The sequence below is a fragment of the Pseudoalteromonas gelatinilytica genome (genome assembly GCF_001641615.1).
Classification (GTDB): Bacteria; Pseudomonadota; Gammaproteobacteria; order Enterobacterales; family Alteromonadaceae; genus Pseudoalteromonas; species Pseudoalteromonas gelatinilytica.
Map to the genome: position 1 here is coordinate 231,847 of NZ_LRRU01000018.1, position 24,402 is coordinate 256,248.

Annotated in this window: 23 protein-coding genes; 8 read left to right on the forward strand and 15 right to left on the reverse strand. The window is 41.3% G+C overall.

All coding sequences use genetic code 11. The features are described from left to right. Positions 1 to 117 precede the first annotated feature (117 nt). From fba to NH153_RS09735, 5 genes are all read left to right on the forward strand, one after another. A complete protein-coding gene (fba, locus tag NH153_RS09710) occupies positions 118 to 1,182 on the forward strand; it encodes a class II fructose-bisphosphate aldolase (RefSeq protein ID WP_063703260.1) in 1,065 nt (354 codons plus the stop codon). 400 nt (positions 1,183 to 1,582) lie between these two features. After that, on the forward strand, positions 1,583 to 2,533 hold the full coding sequence (locus NH153_RS09720) for a porin (RefSeq protein ID WP_063703262.1): 951 nt from the start codon (positions 1,583 to 1,585) through the stop codon (positions 2,531 to 2,533). Between the two features lie 146 nt (positions 2,534 to 2,679). Next, positions 2,680 to 3,369, forward strand: coding sequence for a phosphate regulon transcriptional regulator PhoB (phoB, locus tag NH153_RS09725; protein WP_036970740.1), 690 nt, complete (start codon positions 2,680 to 2,682; stop codon positions 3,367 to 3,369). A gap of 56 nt (positions 3,370 to 3,425) precedes the next feature. Next, a complete protein-coding gene (gene phoR / locus NH153_RS09730) occupies positions 3,426 to 4,757 on the forward strand; it encodes a phosphate regulon sensor histidine kinase PhoR (RefSeq protein ID WP_063703263.1) in 1,332 nt (443 codons plus the stop codon). Positions 4,758 to 4,848: 91 nt separating this feature from the next. Next, complete coding sequence (locus tag NH153_RS09735; protein WP_063703264.1) at positions 4,849 to 5,817, forward strand: PstS family phosphate ABC transporter substrate-binding protein; 969 nt, start codon at positions 4,849 to 4,851, stop codon at positions 5,815 to 5,817. Between the two features lie 52 nt (positions 5,818 to 5,869). Here NH153_RS09735 and mdoH read toward each other — a convergent pair whose 3' ends face one another. The 10 genes from mdoH to sfsA all read right to left on the reverse strand — a co-directional run bounded on the left by mdoH (position 5,870) and on the right by sfsA (position 16,306). Further along, entirely contained in the window at positions 5,870 to 7,852 is a 1,983-nt protein-coding gene (gene mdoH, locus NH153_RS09740; protein WP_063703265.1) for a glucans biosynthesis glucosyltransferase MdoH, read from the reverse strand. Further along, on the reverse strand, positions 7,824 to 9,539 hold the full coding sequence (locus NH153_RS09745) for an OpgD/OpgG family glucan biosynthesis protein (RefSeq protein ID WP_063703266.1): 1,716 nt from the start codon (positions 9,537 to 9,539) through the stop codon (positions 7,824 to 7,826). Before NH153_RS09745 ends, mdoH begins: the two co-directional genes overlap by 29 nt. Before the next feature lie 346 nt (positions 9,540 to 9,885). Next, the gene (locus NH153_RS09750; RefSeq protein WP_370625252.1) at positions 9,886 to 10,086 is read right to left on the reverse strand and encodes a hypothetical protein; all 201 of its coding nucleotides are present in this window, start codon (positions 10,084 to 10,086) and stop codon (positions 9,886 to 9,888) included. A gap of 96 nt (positions 10,087 to 10,182) precedes the next feature. Further along, the gene (panC, locus tag NH153_RS09755) at positions 10,183 to 11,034 is read right to left on the reverse strand and encodes a pantoate--beta-alanine ligase (RefSeq protein ID WP_063703268.1); all 852 of its coding nucleotides are present in this window, start codon (positions 11,032 to 11,034) and stop codon (positions 10,183 to 10,185) included. Continuing rightward, complete coding sequence (gene panB, locus NH153_RS09760) at positions 11,035 to 11,829, reverse strand: 3-methyl-2-oxobutanoate hydroxymethyltransferase (RefSeq protein ID WP_063703269.1); 795 nt, start codon at positions 11,827 to 11,829, stop codon at positions 11,035 to 11,037. Between the two features lie 29 nt (positions 11,830 to 11,858). Then, complete coding sequence (gene folK / locus NH153_RS09765) at positions 11,859 to 12,347, reverse strand: 2-amino-4-hydroxy-6-hydroxymethyldihydropteridine diphosphokinase (protein ID WP_063703270.1); 489 nt, start codon at positions 12,345 to 12,347, stop codon at positions 11,859 to 11,861. Positions 12,348 to 12,349: 2 nt separating this feature from the next. After that, positions 12,350 to 13,636 carry a polynucleotide adenylyltransferase PcnB gene (gene pcnB, locus NH153_RS09770; RefSeq protein WP_167350239.1) on the reverse strand — a complete coding sequence of 429 codons (1,287 nt, stop codon included), beginning with the start codon at positions 13,634 to 13,636 and terminating at the stop codon, positions 12,350 to 12,352. A 292-nt stretch (positions 13,637 to 13,928) separates the two neighbouring features. Beyond that, positions 13,929 to 14,873, reverse strand: coding sequence for a tRNA glutamyl-Q(34) synthetase GluQRS (gene gluQRS / locus NH153_RS09775; protein ID WP_063703273.1), 945 nt, complete (start codon positions 14,871 to 14,873; stop codon positions 13,929 to 13,931). Between the two features lie 17 nt (positions 14,874 to 14,890). After that, positions 14,891 to 15,334, reverse strand: a complete 444-nt coding sequence (gene dksA, locus NH153_RS09780; protein ID WP_063703275.1) for an RNA polymerase-binding protein DksA — start codon at positions 15,332 to 15,334, stop codon at positions 14,891 to 14,893. Positions 15,335 to 15,586: 252 nt separating this feature from the next. Beyond that, positions 15,587 to 16,306 (reverse strand): DNA/RNA nuclease SfsA, encoded by a 720-nt coding sequence (sfsA, locus tag NH153_RS09785; protein ID WP_063703277.1) that lies wholly within the window; start codon positions 16,304 to 16,306, stop codon positions 15,587 to 15,589. A 149-nt stretch (positions 16,307 to 16,455) separates the two neighbouring features. On the opposite strand from sfsA, the gene pepB reads away from it, so the two are divergent. After that, positions 16,456 to 17,751, forward strand: coding sequence for an aminopeptidase PepB (pepB, locus tag NH153_RS09790; protein WP_063703280.1), 1,296 nt, complete (start codon positions 16,456 to 16,458; stop codon positions 17,749 to 17,751). Between the two features lie 198 nt (positions 17,752 to 17,949). Continuing rightward, positions 17,950 to 18,516 carry a phosphoribosyltransferase gene (locus NH153_RS09795; protein ID WP_063703281.1) on the forward strand — a complete coding sequence of 189 codons (567 nt, stop codon included), beginning with the start codon at positions 17,950 to 17,952 and terminating at the stop codon, positions 18,514 to 18,516. A gap of 189 nt (positions 18,517 to 18,705) precedes the next feature. On the opposite strand, the gene NH153_RS09800 is transcribed toward NH153_RS09795, so the two are convergent. Then, entirely contained in the window at positions 18,706 to 20,613 is a 1,908-nt protein-coding gene (locus tag NH153_RS09800; protein ID WP_063703283.1) for a hypothetical protein, read from the reverse strand. A gap of 361 nt (positions 20,614 to 20,974) precedes the next feature. Next, the gene (locus NH153_RS09805) at positions 20,975 to 21,631 is read right to left on the reverse strand and encodes a Crp/Fnr family transcriptional regulator (protein WP_054560870.1); all 657 of its coding nucleotides are present in this window, start codon (positions 21,629 to 21,631) and stop codon (positions 20,975 to 20,977) included. 268 nt (positions 21,632 to 21,899) lie between these two features. Here NH153_RS09805 and NH153_RS09810 point away from each other — a divergent pair, with 268 nt between their 5' ends. Continuing rightward, on the forward strand, positions 21,900 to 22,130 hold the full coding sequence (locus tag NH153_RS09810) for a YgjV family protein (protein WP_063529621.1): 231 nt from the start codon (positions 21,900 to 21,902) through the stop codon (positions 22,128 to 22,130). 2 nt (positions 22,131 to 22,132) lie between these two features. On the opposite strand, the gene NH153_RS09815 is transcribed toward NH153_RS09810, so the two are convergent. The 3 genes from NH153_RS09815 to NH153_RS09825 form a co-directional block, all read right to left on the reverse strand. Next, positions 22,133 to 23,773 (reverse strand): amidohydrolase, encoded by a 1,641-nt coding sequence (locus tag NH153_RS09815; protein WP_063703286.1) that lies wholly within the window; start codon positions 23,771 to 23,773, stop codon positions 22,133 to 22,135. Between the two features lie 93 nt (positions 23,774 to 23,866). Continuing rightward, the gene (locus NH153_RS09820) at positions 23,867 to 24,100 is read right to left on the reverse strand and encodes an EF-hand domain-containing protein (RefSeq protein ID WP_063703288.1); all 234 of its coding nucleotides are present in this window, start codon (positions 24,098 to 24,100) and stop codon (positions 23,867 to 23,869) included. Between the two features lie 4 nt (positions 24,101 to 24,104). Beyond that, entirely contained in the window at positions 24,105 to 24,338 is a 234-nt protein-coding gene (locus tag NH153_RS09825; RefSeq protein WP_063703291.1) for an EF-hand domain-containing protein, read from the reverse strand. Between the last annotated feature and the right edge of the window lie 64 nt (positions 24,339 to 24,402).

Sequence of the window (24,402 nt, forward strand, 5' to 3'; positions counted from 1 at the left end):
TTACAGCTGTTACGGTAGGCGCGAGCTTTTCGTGATGCAGTGATGCATCAAAAAATAACTTATCCGTTCAAACTAGATAGTAGGAAACTACTGTCGATACAATTTGGAGAATACCAAATGGCTTTAATCAGTATGCGACAACTTCTTGATCATGCAGCTGAAAATGGTTACGGCGTACCTGCGTTTAACGTTAATAACCAAGAGCAAATGCGCGCAATTATGGAAGCGGCTGACAAAACAAACAGCCCGGTAATTGTACAAGGTTCAGCAGGCGCACGTGCCTATGCTGGTGCCCCTTTTATTCGTCATATGATTTTAGCAGCCGTTGAAGAATGGCCTCATATTCCAGTTGTAATGCACCAAGACCACGGTACTTCACCAGGTGTATGTCAGCGCTCAATCCAGTTAGGCTTTTCATCAGTAATGATGGATGGCTCATTAATGTCTGATGGTAAAACCCCTTCAAGCTACGAATATAATGTTGATGTAACACGTCAAACAGTTGAAATGGCACATGCTTGTGGTGTGTCTGTTGAAGGCGAGCTAGGTGTTTTAGGTTCACTTGAAACAGGTGAAGCAGGTGAAGAAGATGGCGTAGGTGCAGAAGGTAAATTGTCTACGGATCAAATGCTAACAGATCCTGAAGAAGCAGCTGATTTCGTTCGTAAAACTAAAGTTGATGCACTTGCTATTGCTTGTGGTACATCACATGGTGCCTACAAATTCACACGTCCACCAACAGACGATATCTTAGCGATTGATCGCATTAAAGAAATCCACGCGCGTATCCCTAACACGCACTTAGTAATGCATGGTTCGTCTTCTGTGCCACAAGAGTGGTTAGAAGTGATCAACCAATACGGTGGTGAAATCCCTGAAACGTATGGTGTACCAGTAGAGCAGATCATCGAAGGTATTAAGTACGGTGTTCGTAAAGTAAATATCGATACCGATCTTCGTTTAGCATCAACAGGTGCAATTCGTCGTCACTTAGCTTTAAACCCAGCTAACTTCGATCCACGTAAATACTTAGCAGAAGCAACGAAAGCAATGACTGAGATCTGTGTTGCTCGTTACGAAGCCTTTGGTACTGCGGGTCAAGCAGCTAAGATCAAGCCTATCTCTTTAGATGATATGCACCTTAAATATTTATCAGGTGAACTTGATCCACAAATCAAGTAATTGATAAAAAATTGAAAAAGCCGGCTTACATGCCGGTTTTTTTATACCTTGATCAAGGCGGATCAGCGATTTACTTACTCGTGCTTTCCAGGATCAGTGTTTTACTAACCTTCGCTTTCACGGATCATTATTTTACTAGTTACGCACTGATCATCGGCTTTTCTTTGCTCAGCTTTTAAACTAAATACTGATCCCCTTAACATTAAATCAACAAGTTATCTTATTCTCTAAGTAAAATACTGATCTCGGGCTGATCAACTTAGTAAAAACCTGATCCTGATCTGATTTGGTTAGTAGATCAGTGATCCGTGATTTTTGTGTGAAATATAGCCACCTTGCCTTGACCAAAAGCCCTTTATGTTCGATTTTTAAGTTACTGCTTAAATTAAGGATCGCTACCATGAACAAACCTGCCATGATGTTGTCGAGCTTTGCAATGTGCTTTATTTCTTTTCATAGTGTTGCCGAAGCCGTAGATGTGTATGGTCGGGCCCATTTAGGGATTGCCAATAGCGACACCGGGGAGGGCAGTAAAACGTCTGTTGAAAGCTACAACTCACGTATGGGTATTAAAGGTAGCGGTGAAATAAGTGATGGGTTAAAAGCCGTATATAAGTTTGAATTTGCAGTAAATGCGGCTGATCAAGATAGCGATGGGAAAACAGAAGAAAATATTACCGCGCGTAATCAATACGTTGGCTTACAAGGTAACTATGGTCAGGTGGTGCTTGGCCGTCATGATACGGCATTAAAAGTATCGCAAGGTAAAATTGATTTAATGAACGACTTTAATGGTGACATTAAAGCTTTGTTTAACGGTGAAAATCGCCTCGGCGATGTGGTTCATTATAGCTCGCCTATTGTCGGCAATATGCAATTTGTGGTCACCTATATTGCTGAAGATAACTCTAAACAAGATGAAGAAACCGGTATCTCTGCGGCCTTTATGTATGGCGATAGTAAATTTAAAAATGCGCCCTACTTTGTAAGTGTTGCCCACGACAGTAAAGTAGCCGGCTACGATACAACGCGATTTACGGCGCAAGGTAAATTAGGCGATTTGACGGTAGGCGGTATGTATCAACAAAGTGAAAAAGTCACAGGTTCTGACAAAGAAGATGGCTATTTAGTGAGTGCAACTTACAAAATAGATAAATATAAATTATTAGCGCAATATCAAGATACCGATGGTAGCTTTGGTAAGTTGAAAGATTCGGGCAGTGGTACCTCTGTTGGGGTTGAACGAAGCCTGTCAAAACAAGCACGTATGTATATGTGGTATACGCAATTTTCACTAGATAATAATACTGATGAAGATCACGTGGCAGTCACTTTAAGGTATGACTTTTAATCTAAAATTCACTATTAAAGCGTAAAAACTGGCTATTTTTGCATTGATTTTTTTGCGCTTTTTGAATTACTCGTTAGACTTTCATAAAAATGTCATACTTAGTCATAATAATGAAACCAGTTCGCTAACGAAAGAGATAAATTGGAATGTCACGTAAAGTACTAGTCGTCGATGACGAAGCGCCTATCAGAGAGATGCTGGTTTTTGTTCTAGAGCAAAATGGTTTTCAAGCAATTGAAGCAGAAGATTATGACTCTGCAATTGAAGCTATGGTAGAGCCATACCCAGATATGGTTTTATTAGATTGGATGTTACCTGGTGGTAGCGGTATTCAAATTGCTAAGAAGTTTAAGCAAAGCGAATACACTCGTCAAATTCCTATCATCATGCTGACAGCTCGCGGTGAAGAAGAAGATAAAGTGCGCGGCCTTGAAGTAGGTGCTGATGACTACGTAACAAAACCATTTTCTCCAAAAGAATTAATGGCACGTATCAAAGCGGTAATTCGCCGTGTTTCGCCAACCTCATTAGAAGAAGCCATTGAAGTACATGGTTTACGCCTTGACCCTATTTCACACCGTGTAACCTCAGAAGGGAGTGAATTAGATATGGGTCCTACAGAATTTAGATTACTGCATTTCTTCATGACTCATCCAGAACGTGTTTACAGCCGTGAACAATTACTTGATCATGTATGGGGAACAAATGTATATGTAGAAGACCGTACAGTTGATGTACATATTCGTCGTCTGCGTAAAGCGATTGCACCATTAGGACATGACCGTTTAGTACAAACAGTTCGCGGTGCTGGCTATCGTTTTTCAAGTAAATTATAAGTGTCATTGGAATGACCTTAACAAGCTAATTTACATACTTAAGGTAAAGTGAGTGTATGTATCGAGTAGTGAATAAACAGGCGTTAGCAAAACGCCTGTTTATGTATTTCTTACCCTTGTTATTAGTTGGCGTACTTGTAGGTGCGCCTTTTTTGCTTTTATTTTTAGGCTCTTTTGCACTTCTAATTTGGCATTATCATCAATTATATCGTCTCAGCGATTGGCTCCTAAATCAACGTAGTTTTAATCCACCGGAAGGTGAGGGAGCGTGGGAACAAGTCTTCGAAGGGATCTATCATTTACAACATCGCAACCGTAAAAAACGCAATGAGCTGGCTGACTTAATTCGCCGTTTTCGTGATGGTGCCGAAGCTGTGCCTGATGCGGTGGTGGTGTTACAAAAAGATCTCAGCATCATTTGGTGTAACCAACTGGCGTTAAAGGTATTAGGCTTAAAATGGCCGACTGATCATGGACAGCGCTTAGATAATCTTATTCGCGATCCTAAGTTTGCTAAGTACATGCATAAAGCCTGTTTCGATGAACCGCTCGAGCTTGATGGTGGCCACAGCTACGATCAAACGTTAGAGTTTCGTGTGATGCCCTATGCAAGTTCGCAGTTGATGATGGTGGTACGTGATGTTACTCGCTTAAAGCAACTTGAGCAGATGCGCAAAGATTTTGTGGCCAATGTTTCTCATGAGCTGAGAACACCACTTACGGTGGTGACAGGCTACTTAGAAATGCTTGATTCAGATAGCTTACCACCTCCTGCAATGTGGCAAAAAGCGCAAACAACCATGCTTGAACAATGTAAGCGTATGGACAGTTTGGTTAATCAATTACTCTCGCTATCGCGTATTGAGGGAGCACGTCGTCAAGATAACGATAAGCCGGTTAATGTGCCGCAGCTACTTACCTATATTCAAACCGAAGCACAGTCATTAAACCAAGATAAAGGTCATGAGCTTATCTTTAATGTTGATGCAAGTTTAGATATTAAAGGGGCTGAAGACGAATTACGAAGTGCCTTTTCTAATCTTGTGTTTAACGCCATCCATTACACCAAGCCTGGTGGCAAGATTGTAGTTGATTGGCAGCTTAAAAATAACCAAGCCGCGTTTAGTGTGACTGATAATGGTGATGGTATTGCTGCTGAACATATTAACCGTTTAACCGAGCGTTTTTATCGCGTTGATAAAGCGCGTAGCCGCACAACAGGTGGGTCTGGATTAGGTTTAGCGATTACAAAACATGTACTTACAAGGCATGACAGTCGTTTAGATATCAGCAGTAAATTAGGACAAGGCTCGACCTTTGCGTTCGCATTTGGTAGCGAAAAAGTCGTGCGTATAACAGATAATATTAAAAAAACGGCAAAGTCATAAAAATGTCATTTAAGGGTAATCTAACTGTCATCTAGTGTCATTAGAGTAGACCGCAGTTAGGAAATGGGACGAACAAATCGGAGTAACCCCTATGAAATTCAAAAATCTCGTTGCCGCAATGGGTGTGGCTGTAACAACATTTGTATCAGCACAAGCAGCTGCAGTTGATAAAGATATGCCTGAGTACACTAAAACAAGTGGTATCTCTGGTAATTTCTCATCTGTTGGTTCTGACACTCTTGCTAACATGATGACGTTCTGGGCAGAAGAGTACAAACGCTTCTATCCAAACGTAAACATCCAAATCCAAGCAGCGGGTTCTTCAACTGCTCCTCCAGCATTAACTGAAGGTACAGCAAACTTCGGCCCAATGAGCCGTCGTATGAAGTCAAAAGAAATCGAAGCTTTCGAAAAACGTTACGGCTACAAGCCAACTGAAGTACGCGTTGCAATCGATGCTCTAGCTGTATTCGTACATAAAGACAACCCAATCAAAGGTTTACGTATTGACCAAGTTGATGCGATTTTCTCTTCTACACGTAAATGTGGTGCTGAAGCAGAAGTTAACCGTTGGAGCGAAGTAGGTCTTGAAGGCGATTGGGCTGCAAAAGATATCCAACTTTACGGTCGTAACTCAGTATCGGGTACTTACGGTTACTTCAAGAAGAAAGCACTTTGTAAAGGTGACTTCCGTAACAACGTAAACGAACAACCTGGTTCTGCATCTGTAGTACAGTCAATCTCTTCTTCAGTGAATGCGATTGGTTACTCAGGTATCGGTTATAAAACATCAGGTGTACGTACAGTACCACTTGCTAAGAAAGGCGATAACTTTGTTGATGCGACATTAGAAAACGTAGCAACAGGTAAATACCCACTATCTCGTTTCTTATACGTTTATGTGAACAAGCACCCTAACAAGCCTCTTGCACCAATTGATGCAGAGTTCTTAAAAATGGTTCTTTCTGTAGACGGTCAAAAAATTGTTGAGAAAGATGGTTATGTGCCACTTTCAGGCAAAATGGCAACAGCTGAACTTAAAAAGCTAGGCCTTCTGTAACAACCATACAGACATAGATGAAAAAACCGCTCATTGAGCGGTTTTTTTTCGTTTAGCTTTTGGCAAATAGTTTTGCCTTAATGCGTTGCTGGGCAAGGCGTACTTGCTTACGCTTTTTACCCGAAGGTGCCTTAAAGCTTTGAATTGGCATTACCGTAGGGTATTCATTAGGCAATGCTGGCACACTAAAGTCAGCGTGCTCATCTTTAGGCAAACCAATCTCTTGTTGATGTACACGAAGTGCCGCTAAGGTATCATCGTTTTCAACTTCACTTGGGCATAAAAATAAACCCATTTTACGCATTTTAACACCTAAGCCGATGCTGCTTGAGTAGCGTACAATTGGCGCTGCTAAAATAAGGCCCACTAAAATAGGTGATAACCACCAGAAGAAGGTCGGTGTGTAATAGTAAGCAACCGAGCCCCAAATAATCGCAGTAATAGTCGAAAATAGCGTATAACCAATCGCTTCTTTCCACGGCACCATTCTGCCTTCACGAGGCTGTGCATCCCAGCTAACTTTTTTACCTAAAAATACGCACACGACAAAATAGCTATGGAATACCATCATTAGCGGCGCAATTACAATGGCAAAAACCGTTTCGATGAGTGAACCTGCAATTAGCTTCATCGTGCCACCAAAGGCTTTATTACGGTGTACTAAAGTCACAATAACACCCATTAATTTAGGCAGTAACAGCAGCACGGCAGTAATAAATAACAACGAATCAATTAAATCCGTTTTGGCAATTTGCCAGGTTGGGAAAAGCTGATAAGCATGGTTAAAGTACACGTCGCTATTTAGTGCCCGAGTCACTGCATCTAAGGTACTTAATGCCAGCATCGATAACCAAATTAACGATGAGATATACGCCGTAGCACCGAATAAAAAGTGCATTTTACTCATTAGCTTAAGGCCTGATTTAGGCAATAAACCTAAATGCTGGATATTTCCTTGCACCCAACGTCTATCACGAATCGCGTAATCGAGAATGTTACTTGGCACTTCTTCGTAGCTACCTTCAACATCGCTAAGCAGCAACACATCCCAACCACTTCGGTGTAGCAGTGAAGCTTCAACAAAGTCATGACTTAAAATTTCACCACCAAATGGGGCATTGCCTTTTAAAACCGGCAGGCCGCAGCATTTTGTGAATGCTTCAACGCGAATAATCGCATTGTGACCCCAGTAGTTTGCTTGGTTTGTTTGCCAAAAAGCAGAACCGGTTGCCAACATTGGGCTATATAAAATCGATGCAAACTGTAAAAAGCGACCAAAAAACGTGTCTTGGCGAACCGGGATCGGGATTGTTTGGATCAAGCCTGATTTTGGATTGCTGATCATGCTAGAAGTTAGCTCAAGCATACACTGACCGGTCATAATGCTATCGGCATCAAGCACAATCATGTGATCGTACTGGCTGCCCCAACGCTCACAAAAGTCGGTTAAGTTACCTACTTTACGGTGTTTGTTGTCTTCGCGGCGACGATAAAAAGTATGCGCTGCTAAATCACCTAAACGCTTAGTAAGAGCATTCCATGCTTTAAGTTCATTACGAGCAATTTCAGGGTCTTGCGTATCACTGAGCAAGTAAAAGTCGTAATGTGGCATTTGCCCTGTTTTTGCCAGCGAGCGAAGGCTAACCTCAAAACCGGCAATTACACGCTCGGTATCCTCGTTATAGATAGGCATAACAATGGCTGTTTTAGTTTGGCTTAAGGCATGCTGATCAATCTCGATTGGTTTTTGACGTTTTAAGGTCAACGGGTCAATACGAAATAATTGCAGGATGAAGCCCATACAGCCACTACAAAAGGCTGTAACAATCCACGCGAAGGTGACTGTAAATAATGCTAGTAAAGCGTACTCAAGCGGTGTCATGCCGTTAGAATTTAAAATATCGAACATGATCCACACGCCATAGGCGGTAATGGTGAGCGCTAGGCTCGAAAAAAGCCAAGCGCGGGTTTTCTTAAAAGGCATTGCTGTTGCTTCTAATGCTTTACTATTGGACGTCGTTTGGATACCAGACATAGCTCCATACCTCGCTGATTTCTTTATCACGTAGTTTTAACGATAAGCGCATATCAACTGGCTTATCTCCCTCTGGCGCCACTTTAAAGGCTACGCGCCATCCTTGATTGTTTGGTAACTGCTGTACCGTTTTATCGCTTACTTGACCTGAAGACAGGGTTAAATCGGCCATCATGGCAAAATTAGCGGATAGTTGATTAATGGTTTCACCACTAAAATCTACGGTAAATTGACGATGACTTTTCGGTGGCGGATTCTTCTCACCCGGAAGTGCAGCACTACCAATTCGGGTTCTTAACACACTCGCTTTATCTTGAGTTGCAAGCGTGGCATTGAAAGTTGAAAGCTTGTAACTAAAGCTTAAGTTGTCACCGGCTTTCATTGGCTGCTCTGGCACCCAATAGCTAACAATATTGTCGTTGGTTTCTGTATCTGTTGGGATCTCAACTAACTCAACACGTCCTTTACCCCAGTTACCCAGTGGCTCAATCCACATGCTTGGACGATTGTGATAATGGGCCTCAGTATCAAGGTAGTTATTAAAATCACGGTCTCGCTGTGCAAGACCAAAGCCTTTCGGGTTCTCGTAGCTAAATGAAGTGACACTTAGCTTCTTCGGGTTATTCAGTGCGCGCCAAACCCATTGACCTTGCTCTGATTGCATTAAAAGGCCGTCAGAGTCATGTACTTCAGGGCGGTAATCATCAAAAAACTTAGTACTATTTTCACCGTGATAGAACATACTTGTTAGCGGGGCAATGCCGAGCTTTTTGATGTCTTTGCGGGCAAAAATTTGCATTTGAGTTTTCACTTCAGTGTTGGTCGAAGGCGTTAATTCAAAACGATAGGCTCCCGACACTGATGGGCTATCTAATAATGCATAGAGCACGATAGTGGTATCTTCGGGTGCCGGTTTTACTAACCAGAACTCTTTGAACACGGGGAATTCTTCACCTGAACTGAGTGCTGTATCAACCGCAAGACCACGCGCTGACAGACCATATACTTGGTGCGGGCCAACTAAACGAAAATATGAAGCACCTTGGAACACAGCTACTTCGTCTTTGTACTGGTTGTTGTTCAGTGGAAAGTGTAAACGAAAACCTGCATGGCCAAGTTGTGTATTAGCAATAGCGGTGCTGATCTCTTGCTCTAACGGAGCAGCGGTTGCATCGTAACGATAGTAATCTGTTTTAAAAGGTAAACTTTTTACTTCAGCATTTTGTTCAAGGGTATTAATCGCCACCGGTGAGCGATATAAAAAGCCAGGGTGGAATAACTGCACTTCATACAGGCTTTGATCTTTCCAAATTGCTTGCTCAGTACGAAAACGGATTGCACGGTAGTCTTGATAACCAATGCTAGTTAATGCTTCAAGCTCTAATTCTTTAGGCGCTACATACGGCTCAGAGGCTAATTTTTTCGCACGTGCAGTGATAACTTCAAATAGCTTTTCTTGCGGAATAGTGATCATTGCAGGCTTAAGCTCAGCAGCATTTTCCTTTACTTGCTGTTTTTCATTTTCGGTTGCTTGAACCTTGACGGCTGTTTGTTCTGTTTCAGTCGCTTTTGGCTGGTCTGGATCTTCAACTGCGTAACTATGACCTGCACTCATGGCTAATAATACGCCCAAGAAGGTCTTCTTTTTAACAGCGCTGAAGAGCTTAGTTCGGGTTTCTGGTCTCATTCAATTTTCCTTTAGCCGTAAATCACATTAATTCATTCATATCTCTTAGCAATTACTGAACCCAAAATAAAAACTAATAATCTCAATGGCTTTGAGTTGGTACAGCGAAATGCGAAGAGTAAAATTTTGAAATTAGTGAGAAACAATTACACGGTTGCAGTTGTTTATTCGTCACCAATATGGAGAAGTTTAATGAACGAAAGCTTGCCCTAATATGAATAGCTTAAAGGATAAACAAAAATATGAACAAAATTACCAGAGGCTTAATTTTGCAAGCGAAATTGTAATCGAGGAGGGGAGTGTAGGCACCGAACAGGTTTTCAGTGCCTTAGAAAGGCAAGCCGTGTTATTTAACTTCACCTAACTTTTCTGCATTGGCTTTACATTGGTTGTAAGCTTCAATGCATTTGTTGCTACAGACTTTATGAACTAAACCATCAGCGGTGCTTTGCTGTTCACAGCTCGCTTCACATTGATAGTTTTGCTGAGCACATTGCTGCATTTCTGGGTTTTCAATTTTGTTTGAGCAGGCAGACAGTAATGTCATTGCAAAAAATGTTGCTGCAATTGCTGGTAATTTTTTCATGCTTATCCCTAGTTTATGTCTTTTCTTTGCAATCCATCTTACCCAGATTGTTGCTATTTAATCCAGCTCAACTTGTAAATTGTCAATTAAACGTACTGAGCCTAAATAAGCAGCAGCTAAAATAACAAGTTGTTTGTCAGTTGTTGTTGCAGGCTTTAATGTTGAGCGCTCTGCAATTGCGTAGTAGTCAGGCTTAAGACCTGCATCTTCAAGCTGTGCTTTTGCATCAGCCTCAAGTGCTGCAATGTCTTTGTTGCCTTGCTTAAGTGCTGTTGCTGTATTATTGAGAGTGGCAAACAGTACTTTTGCGGTGTCTTTTTGCTCATCAGATAAATAGCCATTGCGAGAACTCATTGCTAAACCTGAGATTTCTCGGCAAGTAGGTACGCCAACAATTTCAACTGGGATAGATAAATCACGCGTCATTGTTTTAATAACTTGCAGCTGCTGAAAATCTTTTTCACCAAAACAAGCAAAGTCAGGTTGTACTAAATTAAATAGCTTAGTAACAACGGTTGCAACGCCTTTAAAGTGACCAGGACGCGAGCCTCCACAGTAACCCATAGAAACACCCGGTACATCGACAAAGCTTTGCTCGCCTAAACCATTTGGGTAAATTGTTTCAACCGAGGGAGTAAACACGATATCAGTACCAAGTTCAGCCAAACCTTGTTTATCTTCGTTTAGTGTACGCGGATAACTATCAAGGTCTTCATTGGCACCGAATTGCATCGGGTTTACAAAGATACTCACAACAACCTTATCAGCAAGCGTCTTGGCTTTTTCAACAAGTGAAAAGTGACCTTGGTGTAAATTGCCCATGGTAGGTACTAGCGCAATGCTCAGGCCAGCTTGACGCCAAGCTTTGATTTGACTGCGTAACGATTTAATTTCAGTGATTGATTGCATTTATTTAAACTCGTGTTCGGCACTTGGGAAAGCACCACTTTTTACATCTTCACAATACTTTTGCACTGCTGCTGGCATATTGCCGGTTTCTAATAAAAAGTTCTTTGAGAACTTAGGAATATAACCTGCAGAAATACCAACTAGGTCGTGCATTACTAAGATTTGACCATCGGTTTGATTACCCGCACCAATACCAATGGTAGGAATATTCAATTCATCAGTAATACGTTTAGCAAGCTCACTTGGAATACATTCTAAAACAAGTAACTGTGCACCTGCCGCCTCAAGTGCTTTTGCATCACTGACCATTTTATCGGCTTGAGATTGCTCACGCCCTTGAATTTTAAAACCGCCAAATACATGCACTGACTGAGGTGTTAAGCCTAGGTGGCCACATACAGGAATACCTTGCTGGGTCATTGCACGAATGCTGTCGTGCAGCCATTCGCCACCTTCAAGCTTGATCATGTTTGCCCCAGCACGCATCAACTCTGCTGCATTTTTACAGGCATCAGTTGGATTGGCATAGGTCATGAAAGGTAAGTCAGCAATCACAAATAGCTCTCGGCTACCTGCACGTACGCAGCGTGTATGATAAGCAATCTCACTGTTGGTTACCGCTAATGTGTCATCACCACCTTGCAATACCATACCTAGTGAGTCACCGACTAAAATCACCTCGACGCCATTATCATGAAACAATTTAGCAAAGCTGGCGTCGTAAGCCGTTAATGCGGTGATTTTTTGTTGTTCTTGTTTCATTTTATTGAGAGTTGAAACGGTGATTTTAGACATAATTTCCTCTAAGGCTTAGCCTTGGTTGATTACTGCTGAGGGAGTTGTTGTAAATCGTTTAAAGGCAACGTTTTTGTTATATCAGCAAGTGATTGATTATTCGGTAGTACAAGCGTTGGTGCTATCTCAAATAATGGATAAACAACAAATTCTCGCTCTGTTAAGCCATAATGAGGCACAGTTAAGCGAGGGGTGTCTATCACGTCATTACCGAACAATAAAATATCTATATCAAGGGTACGAGGACCCCAGCGTTCTTCTTTTCTAACACGGCCATGTTCAAGTTCAATGGCTTGAGTTAAATCAAGCAATTGTTCAGGCTCAAGTGCAGTTTTAACACACGCGACCGCATTTACATAATCTGGTTGATCCTGCGGTCCCATGGGTTTGCTTGCGTAATCATGAGATACACAAACAAACTCAACATCTTTTAATGCTTTTATGGCAGCGACAGCGGCATGTATCTGTTTGCGTGGTGCATTTAAGTTAGCACCTAAACCTAAATAAACAGTCTGCATGCTTAGTCTACTTTTTTCTTACGAGGGCGACGACGGCGTTTTGGGCCACCTTGGTGCCCTAAATTTTTAACCATCTCTTTTTGGCCATTGATGTCTTGGCTCAAGTAAGCTGCCCACCAATCTGCAAGTTCTTTATGTTGCTCTTCACCGGCTTGTACACGCAGTAATAAAAAGTCATAGGCAGCTTTGAAGCGAGGCTGTTGAGTGAGCCTGTAAGCGCGCTGACCGCCTCGTTTATCAAGACGCTGCTGAATATGCCAAATATCGCGAGCACCCAAAGTGAAGCGTTTTGGAACCGCGACATGTTGTGCACTTTCACTAAGCACTTTATTCATTGCTTGTGCAAATGCATCGTACTCTGAAAGTTGATCGCGTTGTTGTAATTTCTTAGCAATACTGAGTAATGGGAACCACAATAAGGCTGCAAAAATAAAGGCCGGCGTGACTTTTTTATCTGCATTGATACGCTTATCGGTGTTTTTAAACATTTGCAGGATAAACGCATGCTCAAGGCCATCAGGATTGGCATCTAAGATTTTATCAAGCGCTGGGAATAATGCTTTGAATAAGCCATATTGGCGTAGCATTAGGTAGTTTTCTTCAGCTTTACCGTTTAAGAACAATTTAAGTGATTCTTCAAATAAACGAGCTGGCGGAATATGGTCAAGTAAATTAGCAAGGCCTTTAATTGGTTTTTCGGTGCCAGGCGCAATACTCATTCCCAGTTTGGTAGCAAAACGCACTGCACGTAACATACGCACAGGGTCTTCACGGTAACGAGTTTCTGGGTCGCCAATCAATTCAATTTGTTTTGCTTTTATTGCGCTAATACCATTGGCATAGTCATAAATACAAAAATCGTTTATTGAGTAATACAGTGCGTTAATTGAAAAGTCGCGGCGTTCGGCATCTTCTTCGATACTGCCGTAGACATTATCGCGCAGGAGTTGGCCGTGTTCACTTGATTGGCTAATTTGATTTTTACTTTCGTCAGCTTCGTGATGACCACGCATGGTCGCTACTTCAATAATTTCTCGACCAAATACAATATGCGCTAAACGAAAACGACGACCAATTAGGCGACAGTTACGAAATAGCTTTTTGATTTGCTCAGGCGTTGCGTTTGTTACAACGTCGAAGTCTTTTGGCTGTTGGCCTAACAATATATCTCGAATACAACCACCAACTAGGTAGGCATCAAAACCACCTTCTTTCAGGCGGTACAATACTTTGATTGCATTTGGGCTAAACTGTTTGCGTGAAATACCGTGTTCACTCCGCTCGATCACCAAAGGTAACTCGCTCGTTGGTAAAGCATCACTCGATGTCGTGGCATTTGGGCCAATAATCTGCCGACAAAATTGAAAAAGCTTGGAAATAATAATCTGTCTCCTACGACGCGGACTTTGCGACTCATCAAGTATAGCGTTTGTTTGTTACTTCGCCGATGTGAGATTGACGTGTAATCAGTGTGTTTTACTTGGCGCTAAAATAAGCTGTTGATGATTCGCACACTTTGGGTCGCTATCATATACCAGCAGGGCAGAAAAATTAAGTTACTCGGCCTTTAAAATTGGCAATTTATTTTTCAATAGTAACAAAGTCACAAAAAGGAGAGTTTGGATTTTCGCTGACCTGTATTTCTTGCACCTTTGGGATGTGTTCAAGACGGTAAGTTTCCACTGCCCAAGCTAACATTTGTTCGATATTTAACGATAAAAGAGCGCTTTCTGGCTTTAGTCCTAAAAAGCGAAAAGCATCGAACAAAGCGGGCTTAGGATCTGATTTTGCTATTGCGGGGGCGTAATTTTGCTTTGATAACTTAAAACCCGGCTTAGCAACCGCTAAAGGTAGATGAGCGTAATCGGGCGCAGGTTTATTAAGCTGCTTAAATAAACTAAGTTGTCGTGCGGTTGGCTCTAGTAAATCAGCGCCGCGCACAACATGTGTTATACCTTGTGCAATATCGTCAACCACTACAACGAGTTGGTAGGCAAATAAACCATCGCTACGCTTTATTAAGTAATCTTCTTTGGCAAGTTGGCTATCAATACGCACCTCACCTTGAATTAAATCATGGTAGTGGCTGGTCGCAAATTGCTGGGTTAAACGCAGTGCTGAGTCAGAAAGCCCATGACTTTTATCTCGGCAATGGCCTTGGTAAATGCCCCCGATAGCTTTGATTTCTTTACGAGTGCAGTGACATGCATAAACTAGGTTTTGTGAGATTAGTTCATTAACAATAGCTTGATATTGCTCATGACGCTGGGTTTGGTAAATGACGGATTCGTCCCAATGTAGGCCGTAAGCTTCTAAGGTGTGTAATATATCGTCGCTAGCACCGCTGACAACACGCGTTGTGTCGATATCTTCAATGCGTACTAACCATTTTCCTTGATTGGCTTTAGCATCAAGGAAACTACCCACAGCCGCTATAAGTGAACCAAAATGTAATGGCCCAGAAGGTGATGGCGCAAAACGGCCACGATATTCACGCGTTGGCGTGTTAACGGCTGTGGTAGACATGGGCTAATTAAAGGATATTAACCGCGTCCAGATTGTTTTTCTTTAATTTCCGCAAGCGTTTTACAGTCTACACATAAATCAGCTGTAGGACGCGCTTCTAGGCGGCGGATACCAATTTCGATACCACAAGATTCACAATAACCAAAATCGTCTTCTTTGATTAATTGAATCGTTTTCTCAATTTTCTTGATCAGTTTACGCTCACGGTCACGAGTACGAAGTTCTAATGAGAATTCTTCTTCTTGTGCTGCACGGTCTACTGGATCTGGAAAGTTAGCTGCTTCGTCTTGCATATGCGATTTAGTACGGTCTACTTCGTTACGTAAATCGTTACGCCAAGCTTCTAAAATTGTTTTAAAATGAGCACGTTGTGCATCATTCATATACTCTTCACCTGGCTGTTCTTGATATGGTTCCAACCCGGCCTGAGCCAATAACCCTAGTTTTTTTTGGTCTGGCATAACTTTCTCCTAAATCCTTAATATTTTGCCCAGCGTTAGCCGGCGGCTATAAATAGCAGAATCATTAGATTGAGGCAAATTTATTTTTAATTAATCCTCTTGACCTCGGACTAATGATTGCTCAAATAATTATGGGCGGTGTTATAAGCCCTTAACTATCCGTAAATTTTTTAAATTTGCTAAGTTATATGGGCAAAAAAAAATAATACAACTTAAATCGTGCTTTTATTGTCGTTTTAGTAAAAGAGTAGCTTAGGCGATGAATGGGCATTTTTCCTGTATTTTTATCTCATCAGCATATATTTTTGCTTTGTAAGCAATAACTTCAACGCCTTTTTCAATTGCATCAGTTAAAAGTTGTGCGTATTTAGGGTCAATATGAGTTGCCGCACTTACTTGGTTAATACCTTCATGTAAAACAGCAAATAAAAGGACCGCACGATGTCCTTGCTGCACCATTTCGACAAGCTCTCGAAGGTGCTTTTGGCCACGCTCAGTTTTTGCATCGGGAAAATACCCTTGCCCAGACTGCGGCTCTGTTTGCGACAGTAAGGTCACTGACTTGACTTCAACATAACAATGAGGTTTTTGATCATCTGTTAATAAAAAGTCGATGCGGCTGTTTTCTTGGCCGTATTTTACTTCTGCAGCAATGGTTTGGTAGTTTGCAAGTTCAGCAATCGTGCCTGCTTCGAGCGCCTCTTGCACAACATTATTTGCTATAGCCGTATTTACACATATCAATTGGTTAAATTGGTTCTGGGTTAATTGCAGCGAATGAGGATATTTGCGTTTGGCATTATCGCTTGTTGAATAGAAAGCATTAAAGCCAGGCTCTGCACAGCCTGTCATTTTGCCGGTATTAGCGCAGTGAGCTGTAAACTCTTCTCCGTCAGCCGTTTTTAAGTCAGCTAAAAAGCGCTTGTAACGCTTAATTAAGGTGGCTGATTGTAATGCGGGAGTAAATTTCATAACTTTAAATAATTCGTTTTTCTTTATTGTATGTGATTCAAGACAAGGATAGAACCAAACAGCATAACGCTATTTATCGCAAGCTGTTGGGAACTGACGAAGGCTGTAGTAAACTCAAGCAACATTTTTAGCGCAAAGAGTATTCTAACATGTCAGAAAAATTTCTAGTTCAACTTAGCGAGCAGGGCGCTGCCGCACATTGGGGCGAAAAAGCCGCTCTTTCTTTTACTGAACAAGGCGCAACTGTTCATCTAACTGAGCAAGATACACTTAAAAACGTACAAAAAGCAGCACGTACGTTAGCTAATCAAGGCTTAAAAAATATTGCGTTAGTAGGCGATGTTTGGTGCACTGAATCTCAATGGGCTTTCTATCAAGGCTTTGTTTCACCTAAGAATTTAGATGCGATTGAATTTGTTGAAAATGCAAAAACAGACAGCAAAGAATTAGCTTCTTTAAAGCAAGCAGCGACGTGGGCTCGTCAAATGATCAATGGCACAGCTGATGATATTTTCCCAGAAAGCCTAGCCGGTAAAGCGGCGGAGTTTATTCAGTCATTAGCGCCTGAGCACGTAAGCTACCAAATCATTAAAGGTGATGCTTTATTGGAGCAACAGTGGATTGGTATTCACGCGGTAGGTCGTGGTAGTGAGCGTCCACCGGTATTATTAGCATTAGATTACAACCCAACGGGTGACGAGAACGCACCTGTTGCGGCTGCTTTAGTTGGTAAAGGCATTACGTTTGACTCAGGCGGTTATTCTATCAAGCCAAGTGAAGGCATGTTAGGTATGAAGTGCGATATGGGTGGTGCTGCTACAGTAACTGCGGGCTTAGCGCTTGCTATCAGCCGTGGTATCAACAAACGCATTAAACTATTCTTATGTTGTGCAGAAAATCTTATTTCAGGTCATGCCTATAAACTTGGCGATATCCTTACTTATAAGAATGGTACAACGGTTGAAATCGTTAACACTGATGCAGAAGGCCGTTTAGTGCTTGCTGATGGCTTAATGGCTGCAGGTGAGTCTGGTGCGCCATTAATCATTGATGCAGCAACACTAACAGGCGCTGCGCTTGTTGCTGTTGGTCAAGAGTACAATGCATTGTTTGGTCTTGATAAAGAGCTTGTACGTGACGTACAAGACTTTGCAGAGCAAGAAATGGAAGCCGCTTGGCCATTACCACTTGAAAAATGGCACCAACAAAACTGCCCATCGCCATATGCAGATACTGCAAATAGCCGTCCTCAAAAAGGCGGTGGTTACGGTGGCGCTTCTAATGCGGCTGGCTTCTTATCACGCTTTGTGCCAAATGAAGGCAAAGGTTGGGTGCATATTGACCTTGCGGCTGCATTTAACATGGGCAGCACAAGCGAGTGGGCTGCTGGCGCGACAACACAAGGTATGCGTACCGTTGCAAGAACATTACTAGAAAAAGCATAAGCAATTATCTTTTTCATTAAGCCCTTTAACTTTGTCTAAGTTAAGGGGCTTTTTTGATCTAACAGGTAATTTTACAAACTGATACAAGCTTTTTTGAGTAAATTAGTATAAAATCCCGCCCCACATTTTCTCATCCTGTGGTTAGTTTTTATTAAATTAGCTACACTTGAATGATCATTCACACTGGGGTCTCTATTTATGTCAGATAAGTGCTATATCACTGCGCAGCAGCTTCTTGAAGATTCATTTCGTGTTGCGGCACAAGTTTATGAAGATGGTTTCCGTCCTGATTTCATCATTGGTATTTGGCGTGGTGGTGCTCCAATTGGTATCGCAGTTCAAGAGTATTACGATTACAAAGGTATCGAAACTGACCATATCGCAGTACGTACTTCTTCGTATTACGGTATTAACCAGCAATCTAAAGAGATCAAAGTTCACGGTTTGCATTACATCATTGAAAATGCCAATGCAGATAACTCATTACTAATCGTTGATGACGTATTCGATTCTGGTCGTAGTATTGTTGCATTAAAAGAAAAGCTTTCTGAGCTAATGCGTTTAAACCTACCACGTGATATCCGCGTTGCATGCCCATACTACAAGCCGAAAAACTCAAAGGTAGACATGGTGCCAGATTATTACATTCATGAGTCTGAAGAGTGGTTAGTGTTCCCGCATGAGCTTTCAGGCCTAACGCCAGATGAAATCATCGAAGGTAAGTCTGATTTAGCGAATATCCACGACATTTTACTGGAAAAGTAACTTCGCTCAAAATATCAAAAAAGGTTCCTAGTGAGCCTTTTTTATTGCCTGTAATTAAGAGTAGTTTAAGTTGCACAAATTTATTGATGCTTATCACTAAAGAGAAGATTGGTGTTTATGTATAGTTTTAAAAAGGCAATAAAAAACCGCGCATAAGCGCGGTTTTAAAAGCTTTATTAGCGTTGTGGACTAGCCACCGTTACCAGAACCACCAGTACCACCAGTACCACCAGTACCACCAGTGATTGGTTGTTCAACAACTTCACAAACTACAGGAATGTTTAAGCTAGCTGCAGTGGTGTTAACAGTTAGAGCTTGTGATAACCAGCCTTTGGTTAAAGGGTTTTGGTATTTTACAGTGTAAGAAATACCAGTCGCTTGCTCAAGAACTACATCGAAAGCTCCGTTTTTGTAGAAGCTTCTAACCATTTTATTGTTACGTAATAGCTTAATATTTGCAGCTGTAGGAACAGGGTCTGTACCAACATCAAAATCATCAGTATTACTACAAACAAATTGCGGTGTTAATTTCTTAGTAACAGTTGGAATCGGTGCAGATGTTAACTTAAGTGTTTGACCATTAAGCTCGCATAATTTTGCATCTAATACAGAAGCTACGCCATCATAATCCGAGGCTAAACCGTCTAGAATATTTTTTCCATCACGCATTACCTTTAGTTTTACATCAAAACCAGGCACTCGTTGGAAAGTTACTTGCGAGAAATTACCATTGAATGAACGTTCTTTTCTACGATAACCTGGAATTTCAGCTACTAAAGTAGATAACACTGTATTTGCATCATCGTTACTGTCAACGAAGTTTATAGTCGTTGATGAGCAACCATTCTGTGTAAAGTAGTCAAGATTCCAATATGATAAGTGATTAACATCAACGACTACATCGAAAGTTGAAGTCGCGCCACTATCCGAAACTAAACCATAGCTTTCAAAGCTCCACTTACCTACTTCTTCGTCATAGCTCCATACTGGGAAGATATCACCAGCAGCTACGCTGCGAGAAACTGGATTAGTTACTGTACATGTGCCAGCTGAAAAACCATTTGCTTCTGCATAAGTAGAGATAGTCTCACCATCAGGTAATGTAACTGGACAAGGGTTTGTTGTGTTTTTATCCAACTGCATTTCGACAGTTAAAGAGTTACCTTCACCAAAAGACTTAACTTTATTACCTTCATCATCTGTAAGTTCTATTGCAACAAAGCCACCAGATGTAAAAGAACCAGCAACATCAGAACCGCCTGAATTTGCAACTGAGAGTGATAGACCACCAGGGAAAGCATCTAATGACGATTCTTCTGCAGCATCTTCACTTGACTCAGTAGTATTACGGGTTGCTTCGTTAGAAAAGTAACCAACAGTTAATGAAGGTGCGCTTGTTAGGGCTACGCCGTCTTTATCTAAGAATTGCGTACCATTTTTAATCTTAACAGTTGTACCACCAACAGCCTTAGTTGCTTTGCTTGAAGGAATTGATTGAGTCATACTGATCTCATCTGCACCTTCAAGTACCAGTCCAGTGCTTGGGTCGTAACTTGCCGAAACACCATCAGAAGCTAGATCACTCAACGCCTTAGTATCAGCAACAATTGCAACATCTGAATCTTGAAGCGTACGAGGTGTTAATCGAACTTCAGTTGCTGCCACATTATCTGTTGTTGAAAGTGTAATAGTTCCTGAGTTAGATAAATAACCTTCAGCAGAAACTACAAAGCTGTAGCTAACACCTTCTGCAGGAATAGACTCCAATGAATAACCAAATGTACTACCAAGGACTGTTTTGTCCTCATCCGTTAGGGCATTACCATCTGTTGTAACTAAGCCAGACTCATCACTTGTAAAGCTGATGGTTGCTGCAACATTGTCTGGTATTTCTTCGCCAATAGCATCTACAACGCTAATTGTAAATGCACCAGCTTGAAGTTCAACAGCCGTAGGTGGAACTGCTACATCTTGTGTCGGAACTGGTGGCTCAGGCACTGTGTCGTTTTTGTCGTCATCACTCAAACAACCACTTAAGCTTAAAGTGACACCTAACGCTAGCGCTAGCTTGGTTAGTTTAAATTCATTGTTTCCCATAATCGTTACCTTTCTTTCCTTTCTCGTAAAGTAATCAGACTTTTATTAGAGCAAATAGTACCGGTTTGTGCACCGAAAAAACGCCACACATGGTTATCTGTTATTGAAGGATAAGCGTACATTATATATACGTCAAGTGAACATTATATATACTTTCATTAATAAAATAAGAAAGTTCTGTCTCATCTTTCAGGTGTAACTTGTGACAACACACCGCTTTGCAAAATTATAATACAGAGCTTTGCTGTTAAAAAGCTTAACTCTATGAATATTTATAGATTATCCAACTGAACTTATGCTGACTTTGCTTTTCAGTTTGGTAATATTATTTTAAAGCATTTAAGAAAAATTTGTAACACATTTATAACTGCGCAAAACTTTCGACGTAGTCGCTAAGCTTGTCGATATCTACTACTTGTAAACCTTGATTACTTCTTTGTACTAAGCCTTTTTCAACCAATTCTGTAACGACGCGTCTATATGCTCTTTCGGTGGTGGCAAAGCGCTCAGCTTCAGCATTTACGGTAGGGTAGGCACGCAGTAACGTTGGGTTACTGTTTTCAGCTCTTAATAAGCAATCTTTAGCTATGTTGTAGCTAAGTGGTAATAGCAGCTTATCTAAATTTATTTTTTGGTTTTCTTGGAATTTAGCGGCAATTGTTTGCGCTGTGTACAAGCTTAACTCTGGCTTTTCTAAGAGTAGTGCGCGCCAATGTTTAAGCTCAATTAGGTTATAACTTACATCGCTAAAGCACGTAACTGTGTAGATACACGGGTAGTTATTCAGTGCTTCAATTTCACCAATCAGAGTGTTGTTACAATCAAGCTGGCCTAAAAGAAGGCGTCGGCCATTACCCACGTCATAGCTGAACGACACTGTGCCACTTCTCACTAATACGAGTTTTGACAAAGGTTGATCTTGGTGGATCAGCACTTCTTTTTTAGCTTGTTGAAAACTACTGCCAGCAAATGTCAGTAATTGGTCAACAAGATAGCTTGAAAAATGATATTGAAACATTAACGCCGCTCTTCGGACAATTGTCCTATTTATTACATCTTAATGACGTTAGCATTAAGATTCTAAGAATTTACGCTAACTTGCTAGTAAGGTGATTCACGTTACTGATACCTTCATTTCCCGTGTAATGATTTTAAAGCCAAGATTATTCTTAAGCTTTACAAGGTTTTTAGTAAGTTAGCTTTTTTATTTTATTGTCAAACTAGCACAGAGTGCGTCAAAAAAAATGACAAGCTCCAATGCTAACCTAAAGCCTAGGAGAGAACAATTGAGTTGGGAATATTTAGGCTATTTAGCGTCAGCACTGTTGGTTGCTTCTTTGACAATGAGCGATGTAGTAAAACTACGCTGGCTCAACCTAGCAGGGTGTATTGCATTTACCTTCTACGGACTGGCAATAGGTGCCGTTCCGGTGGCCTTCACCAATGGTTTACTGGCGTTTGTGAATATTTTCCACATCATTAAATTAAAGCGTCAGCAAAAAGCTGACGCCGAGTAATATTATTCCTCTTTTTTATATTTTAGCTCGCCCGCAATCCAAGTTTGTGTCACGTTTATATCGTGGATCTCAGAGACTGGCGCTTTGTAATAGTCTTTATCAATCAAGATAAAGTCAGCCCATTTGCCTTGCTCTAAGCTGCCAAGCTTAAACTCTTGATGTGCAGCATAAGCACCACCTAAAGTAAACGCACGCAAAGCTTCATCACGCGATAGCAGCTCTTGTGGTCGCCAGCCACCTTCAGGAAGTTGATTATGATCCATTCGTGTAATGGCTGAATATAAGCCATCAAACGGATCAGCAAGCTCTACAGGAAAGTCAGAACCTGCTGCAATTACAGAGCCTTGCGCTAAAAAGGTTTTCCAAGCATACGCCCCTTCAAGTTGTTTTTCAGTCAGGCGCTGCTCTGCCATATGCATATCAGAGGTTGCATGAACAGGCTGCATTGAAGGAATAATTTTTAACGTTTTAAAACGAGGGATATCTTCAGGAGTCACAATTTGTGCGTGTTCAATTCGGTTACGAAGTAAAATGCCACCGGTTTTTTTAAACACATTTTCATAAGCATCGAGCACCACGTGATTGGCTTTATCACCAATTGCATGGGTGTTCGCACTAAAGCCATGAGCAAAGCTTAAGTTGAATAGCTGTTCAAGCTTTTCTTGGGTTTCAAGCATTAAGCCGTGGTGATTTTTACGATCTGCGTATTCCTCGATGAGGGCTGCGCCTCGACTGCCTAAAGCACCATCTGCATACACTTTGACACTTCGAATCGACAGCATGTCATTCATGTCTTTATATTTGCCTGCTTTGAGCATGGTTTCTAGTTGAGGATCGGCAGCACTTAGCATGGCTACGATTCTGACAGGAAGGGTATTTTGCTCAGAGCGCTGCTTGTACACTTGCCACGTGTCGTAATCGATACCGGCATCATGGGTTGATGTAATACCCAAACTTAGTAGATGTTTACCTGCATTATCTAATGCCGTATTAATGCTGGCATGGCTTGCTTTTGGTACATGTTGGGTAACAAGCGTTTCGGCTTTATCAATGAATACCCCAGAAGGTAACCCTGAATCCAGCTTTAAAATTTCACCGCCGGCAGGAGAGGGAGTTTGTTTATCAATACCTGCAAGTTCCATGGCTTTTGAGTTAACCCATACAGCATGGCCATCAACGCGAGAAAGCACTACAGGTTTGTCTTTTACATATTTGTCTAAATCAGCTGCAGTTGGAAACTCACCGCCAGGCCATTGCTCTTGATTCCAACCGCGACCAATGATCCAACCTTGTTTATCTTTGGCAAACTCAGCCAGCATTTTGCCAACCTCATCTGCCGAGTGCGTATTTCTGACATCAAGTTGTGAAAGGTTATTACCTAAACCAATTACATGGCCGTGAGCATCGACTAAGCCAGGTAACAATGTGGCTTGCTTGCCATCAATTGCGGTGGCGTCAGGGAAGCTATTTTTAATTGAGTCATTGCCTGTTTTTACGACTTTACCGTCTTTAAAAACCAGTGCAGAAAAGTGTTGGGTTTCGCCTTTGTAGGTAGGCGTGTAGCCATTTACATTATAAATAACAGTGGTGTTGGCAAAGCAGCTAAGTGAAGCTGTTGCTAGTAAGCTGATGATGAGTTTCATAATCTTCTAATAGTTTTTATTGATTTATGAAAACAGTATCAGAGTTGCAGTAAACTGCAACTCAGCAGTAAGTAAATAATTAACCGTAACGCTTTATTTGCTTGCGTAGACCTTAAATTCACTAAGCGATAATTTATTATCTTTATCGCTGTCGTAGTTTTTGAAACGTGACCACAGAGCAGGGTCTCTCGCAGACTCTGAGCGAGTCAGGTAACCATCGTCATTACGATCAAGTTGTTTAAATTTTTCACCAATACTATCTGCAGCAAAACTCACTGTGCTAGTTACACAACATAAAATTAGGCTGGCAAAGGTTAATTTTGACATTACTTTAACTCTTGTTTGTTAAATAGTGTTTAAATTCAAGGAGCGAGATTTGTTGATCTTTATCTGTATCCCACTGCGCCATGCGTTTTTGCAAGTGCGGTTGCGATGACAGTTCCTGCACAGATAAAAAGCCATTTTTATCTTTATCAAGGTGATCAAATCTTTGTTTTACATCCAATGCTAAGCTATTGAAGCTTATAGTAATTAAGGTACATGAAGCAAGCCAGAAAATTCTCATAATTACACTCCTTTATAAATAAAAGTGCTTGCCATAATTTAACTCCCAAAATTTAAATCCGTTT

Bases quoted from the DNA above. Each gene is read 5' to 3' on its own strand.
- fba (WP_063703260.1), top strand. From the start codon at position 118: ATGGCTTTAATCAGTATGCGACAACTTCTTGATCATGCAGCTGAAAAT.
- NH153_RS09720 (WP_063703262.1), top strand. From the start codon at position 1,583: ATGAACAAACCTGCCATGATGTTGTCGAGCTTTGCAATGTGCTTTATT.
- phoB (WP_036970740.1), top strand. From the start codon at position 2,680: ATGTCACGTAAAGTACTAGTCGTCGATGACGAAGCGCCTATCAGAGAG.
- phoR (WP_063703263.1), top strand. From the start codon at position 3,426: ATGTATCGAGTAGTGAATAAACAGGCGTTAGCAAAACGCCTGTTTATG.
- NH153_RS09735 (WP_063703264.1), top strand. From the start codon at position 4,849: ATGAAATTCAAAAATCTCGTTGCCGCAATGGGTGTGGCTGTAACAACA.
- mdoH (WP_063703265.1), bottom strand. From the start codon at position 7,852: ATGTCTGGTATCCAAACGACGTCCAATAGTAAAGCATTAGAAGCAACA.
- NH153_RS09745 (WP_063703266.1), bottom strand. From the start codon at position 9,539: ATGAGACCAGAAACCCGAACTAAGCTCTTCAGCGCTGTTAAAAAGAAG.
- NH153_RS09750 (WP_370625252.1), bottom strand. From the start codon at position 10,086: ATGACATTACTGTCTGCCTGCTCAAACAAAATTGAAAACCCAGAAATG.
- panC (WP_063703268.1), bottom strand. From the start codon at position 11,034: ATGCAATCAATCACTGAAATTAAATCGTTACGCAGTCAAATCAAAGCT.
- panB (WP_063703269.1), bottom strand. From the start codon at position 11,829: ATGTCTAAAATCACCGTTTCAACTCTCAATAAAATGAAACAAGAACAA.
- folK (WP_063703270.1), bottom strand. From the start codon at position 12,347: ATGCAGACTGTTTATTTAGGTTTAGGTGCTAACTTAAATGCACCACGC.
- gluQRS (WP_063703273.1), bottom strand. From the start codon at position 14,873: ATGTCTACCACAGCCGTTAACACGCCAACGCGTGAATATCGTGGCCGT.
- dksA (WP_063703275.1), bottom strand. From the start codon at position 15,334: ATGCCAGACCAAAAAAAACTAGGGTTATTGGCTCAGGCCGGGTTGGAA.
- sfsA (WP_063703277.1), bottom strand. From the start codon at position 16,306: ATGAAATTTACTCCCGCATTACAATCAGCCACCTTAATTAAGCGTTAC.
- pepB (WP_063703280.1), top strand. From the start codon at position 16,456: ATGTCAGAAAAATTTCTAGTTCAACTTAGCGAGCAGGGCGCTGCCGCA.
- NH153_RS09795 (WP_063703281.1), top strand. From the start codon at position 17,950: ATGTCAGATAAGTGCTATATCACTGCGCAGCAGCTTCTTGAAGATTCA.
- NH153_RS09800 (WP_063703283.1), bottom strand. From the start codon at position 20,613: ATGGGAAACAATGAATTTAAACTAACCAAGCTAGCGCTAGCGTTAGGT.
- NH153_RS09805 (WP_054560870.1), bottom strand. From the start codon at position 21,631: ATGTTTCAATATCATTTTTCAAGCTATCTTGTTGACCAATTACTGACA.
- NH153_RS09815 (WP_063703286.1), bottom strand. From the start codon at position 23,773: ATGAAACTCATCATCAGCTTACTAGCAACAGCTTCACTTAGCTGCTTT.
- NH153_RS09820 (WP_063703288.1), bottom strand. From the start codon at position 24,100: ATGTCAAAATTAACCTTTGCCAGCCTAATTTTATGTTGTGTAACTAGC.
- NH153_RS09825 (WP_063703291.1), bottom strand. From the start codon at position 24,338: ATGAGAATTTTCTGGCTTGCTTCATGTACCTTAATTACTATAAGCTTC.